The organism is Butyricicoccus sp. AF35-5AC (genome assembly GCF_003477715.1).
Classification (GTDB): Bacteria; Bacillota; Clostridia; order Oscillospirales; family Butyricicoccaceae; genus Agathobaculum; species Agathobaculum butyriciproducens.
The window spans coordinates 851-4,803 of record NZ_QUDX01000028.1; the positions used below are offsets into that span (position 1 = coordinate 851).

The following is a 3,953-nucleotide window of genomic DNA, read 5'->3' on the forward strand; positions in this document are numbered from 1 at the left end:
GGCATAAAATGTAAAGAAAAATAAATCCAATTTGTTATTCTACACACATCGGGTCAACTTGTCCCGAACTTTCACAACTAAATACCCGCCGCTTACACAGCGGCACACCGAGCAGGAAATCTGAAAAAGGTCTCCTGCTTTTTTTCTGCCCAAAATGAGGTGGTAAAACGCCACCGCATCCGTCAATTACAGAAAGGAGGGACACGAAATGCCCTGCCCACACAACGAAATTTCTATTGTGCAGCGCAGCCAGCGGCAGTCTGCGGTTGCCGCCGCTGCTTACCAGAGTGGCGAAAAGCTGTTCTGTGAATACGACCAGCAAGTGAAGCACTACCCGGAAAAGCGTGGTATCGTCCACAATGAAATCCTGCTCCCGGCAAATGCCCCGCCGGAGTATGCAGACCGCAATACCCTATGGAACGCCGCCGAAGCTGTGGAAAAACAATGGAACTCCCAGCTTGCAAGGAGGTGGGTGCTTACCATTCCCAGAGAGATACCGCCTGACCAGTACGCTGTCCTTGTCCGGGAGTTTTGTGAGCAGCAGTTTGTTTCCAAAGGCATGATTGCTGATTTTGCCATCCATGCCCCCATCCGCCGGGACACAATCCTCACGCCCATGTCCTGCTCACTATGAGGGCAATGGACGAGCATGGAAAATGGCTTCCCAAGAGCCGCAAGGTTTATGACCTTGACGAGAACGGGGAACGGATAAAGCTGCCATCCGGCAGGTGGAAAAGCCACAAGGAGGATACGGTGGACTGGAACGACCAGAAGTATTGTGAAATCTGGCGGCATGAATGGGAGGTCATCCAGAACCGCTATCTGGAAGCCAATGACCGCCCGGAGCGTGTGGACTTGCGTTCCTATGCCAGACAGGGGCTTGATATAGTTCCCACTGTCCATGAGGGAGCGGCTGTCCGGCAGATGGAAAAGCGTGGTATCCAGACGAATATCGGAAACCTGAACCGGGAAATCAGAGCCGCCAACCGCCTGATGAATTCCATCCGGCAGCTTATCCACAACCTCAAAGGCTGGATTGCCGAGCTGGGAGAAAAACGGAAGACTAACTATTAGAAGTCAACCCCAAATGTGTGGAAAGGTGAAAATAATGCAGACGATTCAAAAAAGGTATGGCAAAGCTGACGTCCGTCGGACGCCTAACTGAGCTTATTATAAGAACTTAAGCTGCACGCCTGTACGGCTGCCGAGATTTCTCCAAGGCGTAGATCAGCCGAACCAATTTCTTAGCGGCATGAGAAAGTGCAACATTGTAATGCTTTCCTTCAGCTCGCTTTTTAGCAAGGTAAGCCGCAAAGCCCGGATCCCAATGGCAGACATACTTGGTCGCGTTGTAAAGCGCATAGCGCAAGTAGCGAGAACCTCGTTTCTCCATGTGAGAGTAGGTTCCAGCCAATGAAAGATGCCCTGATTGATAGGTGGACGGTGACATGCCTGCATAGGCAAGGATCTTGTCTGGAGAATCGAAAAAGGAGAAATCACCGATTTCGGCAAGGATCATAGCTGCCATGCGAAAACCCATGCCGGGAATAGTCGTAATGGGAGACTGAAGTTCTTCCATGATGGCCTCAATAGCTGCTTCAATATCTTTAATCTCTGAATCTAATTCACGGATCAAGCGGATTGTATGACGCAACTCAAGCGATTTAGCGGGCATAACAGAACCGATTGAACGCTTGGCAGCATCACGAATTTCTGTTGCCATATCTCGTCCATATCGGCCTTTAGAGGCATCTTTCAGGAGAGATTTCAAGTGCGTCAAATGAGCTTCGGCAATCTGCTTTGCTCCGGGAAATTCAATGAGAAGTGCGTAAACAGACGACATATGCAGCGTTGGCACCAGTTTTTCTAACTCTGGAAACAGTATGGTAACCAAACGAGAAACCGATTGTTTCAGTTGAGCTCTTTCTCGAACTTTATCAAATCGGTATCTGGTTAGTGACTTTAACTCTTCGTTGTGGTATGCTGCATCTGTGTAGGACTTGAGGTCCACATTAGACATAAGCATAGCTGCGATAGTTTTAGCATCAACCCGATCAGTCTTGGTTTTACGAAGACTCATACTTTTTCGGAAAAGGTTGGTGTGCAGCGGATTGATAACATAGGTTGGCAGGCCTTGGTTAAGCAGAAATCCGAGAATGTTGTAGCTGTAATGTCCAGTAGCCTCAAGTCCTACTTTTATTTTGTCATCTGGACTTGTGCAGCCGTGAATCTTTTGTAGCAAGGTATCAAATCCATCTGCATTATTAGGAATGGTGAATACACCTGCAAGGACTTTCCCTTCCGAATTCAGGATAACGCAATCGTGCTTATCCTTGGCAACATCAATACCCACACAAATCATAATGAATACCTCCGATATGTTTATTTGATGCCGGTTCCACAGAACACTTTACTCTTGTAACCTTGTTCAACATAAACCGTCTGGCGGTATCTAACTGATTAACAATACCGTAAAGGGCTGTGGTCGGAGCCTTCCGTGAACCGTCTGACGGTAGGAGTTGCGAACCAATCCACAGCATCCTTTACATTGTAGCACAGCCCTTGGAGAGGGGCTCTAATAACTACTACTCTATAATACAAGGAGTTGCTTGCACAAAAAGCGGCGGAGGAAGCGACACTTCTTCCCAATCTGCTGATGAAGTATATGGAGATACGAAAGGAAGAACGGAAGGACTGGACAAGGGCTGGACAGAACCGGGGGACTTCACAGGACTTAAAGGCAGTCAGCGAAGCCCTGTCCTATCTCCGGCAAAAGGGGCTTTCCACTGTGGAGGACTTAGAAGCATTTCTGGAATCTTCCGGGAAATCAGCCGCAGATTACCGCAATCAGATGAAGCCAAAGGAAGCCCGCAGCAAAGTGATTGACGGGATTCTTGCCAGCCGGACAGACTGCAAAGAATGTAAGCCCGTCTATGAGAAATACCAGAAGATATTTTTCAAGAAAACAAAGGAGAAATTCAAACAGGAACACCCGGAGGTTGCCCGGTATGAGAAAGCCACCGCCTACCTTGCCAAACACCCGGACGATAAGGATAGTACCCAAAAGGAGCTGCAAGAGGAGCAGGAAACACTTCTCAGCGAAATCGCAGAGCTGAAAGTACCGCTGACCGAGGTACAGGAGGATTTGAAGAAGCTGCGGGACATCCGCTACTGGGTACGGAAAGCCACACCCGGCACAGAGGAAAGTAAAGAGCCGCCTAAGAAGCAGCCCATCAAGGAAGTCTTGCAGGATAAGGCAGACGAGAAAAAGGCTCAAAGAACCGCCCCGGCACAGGCGAAACACAGACAACAGGATATGGAACTTTAACAGGCACTTGCCATTTTCAATCAGAGAATGTCAGGTGTTTTTTCTTTTTTCAAGGGGGGATAGATTTGAATGTATTTGAAGCTGTGAAGCAGTCTGTCACAACAAGACAGGCAGCGGAGCATTATGGAATCCGTGTAGGTCGGAACGGGATGGCTTGCTGCCCGTTCCATAATGATAAAACCCCAAGCATGAAGCTGGATCGGCGTTACCACTGCTTCGGCTGCGGTGCGGATGGGGATGTGATTGATTTTGCCGCCGCCCTGTATGGGCTGGGAAAGAAAGAAGCCGCCGTACAGCTGGCACAGGACTTTGGGCTTTCCTATGAGGACTGGAAACCGCCGGGAAAGGCAAAAAAGCCCAAGCCCCGGCAGAAATCCCCGGAGGAACAGTTTCAGGAAGCAAAAAACCGCTGCTTCCGTATTCTTTCCGACTATCTCCACCTGCTTCGGGCATGGAGAAAGGAATATGCCCCGCACACCCCGGAGGAAGCCTTTCATCCCCGGTTTGTGGAAGCCTTACAGAAGCAAGACCAAGTGGAATATCTGCTGGATGTGCTGCTGTTCGGGGAAACGGAGGAAAAAGCAGCTTTGATTACGGACTACGGAAAGGATGTGATACAGCTTGA

2 protein-coding genes and 2 pseudogenes are annotated in these 3,953 nt (G+C 49.1%); 3 read left to right on the forward strand and 1 reads right to left on the reverse strand.

Annotation, left to right across the window (positions count from 1 at the left end; all coding sequences use genetic code 11):
• Positions 1-208: 208 nt before the first annotated feature.
• Positions 209-1,062 (forward strand): annotated as a pseudogene (gene mobQ / locus DWZ82_RS14700) (MobQ family relaxase); the annotation flags it as partial.
• A 118-nt stretch (positions 1,063-1,180) separates the two neighbouring features.
• Here the strand turns inward: mobQ and DWZ82_RS14705 are convergent.
• The gene (locus tag DWZ82_RS14705; protein WP_118481393.1) at positions 1,181-2,362 is read right to left on the reverse strand and encodes an IS110 family transposase; all 1,182 of its coding nucleotides are present in this window, start codon (positions 2,360-2,362) and stop codon (positions 1,181-1,183) included.
• Between the two features lie 237 nt (positions 2,363-2,599).
• Here DWZ82_RS14705 and DWZ82_RS14710 point away from each other — a divergent pair.
• Together DWZ82_RS14710 and DWZ82_RS14715 are read left to right on the forward strand one after the other, a co-directional pair.
• Positions 2,600-3,328: pseudogene (locus DWZ82_RS14710) on the forward strand (MobQ family relaxase); the annotation flags it as partial.
• A gap of 65 nt (positions 3,329-3,393) precedes the next feature.
• On the forward strand, positions 3,394-3,953 hold a 560-nt coding region (locus DWZ82_RS14715; protein WP_118481394.1), incomplete at its 3' end, for a CHC2 zinc finger domain-containing protein.

Excerpts from the sequence above, each read along its gene's own strand:
- DWZ82_RS14705 (WP_118481393.1), bottom strand. The coding sequence starts at position 2,362 with ATGATTTGTGTGGGTATTGATGTTGCCAAGGATAAGCACGATTGCGTT.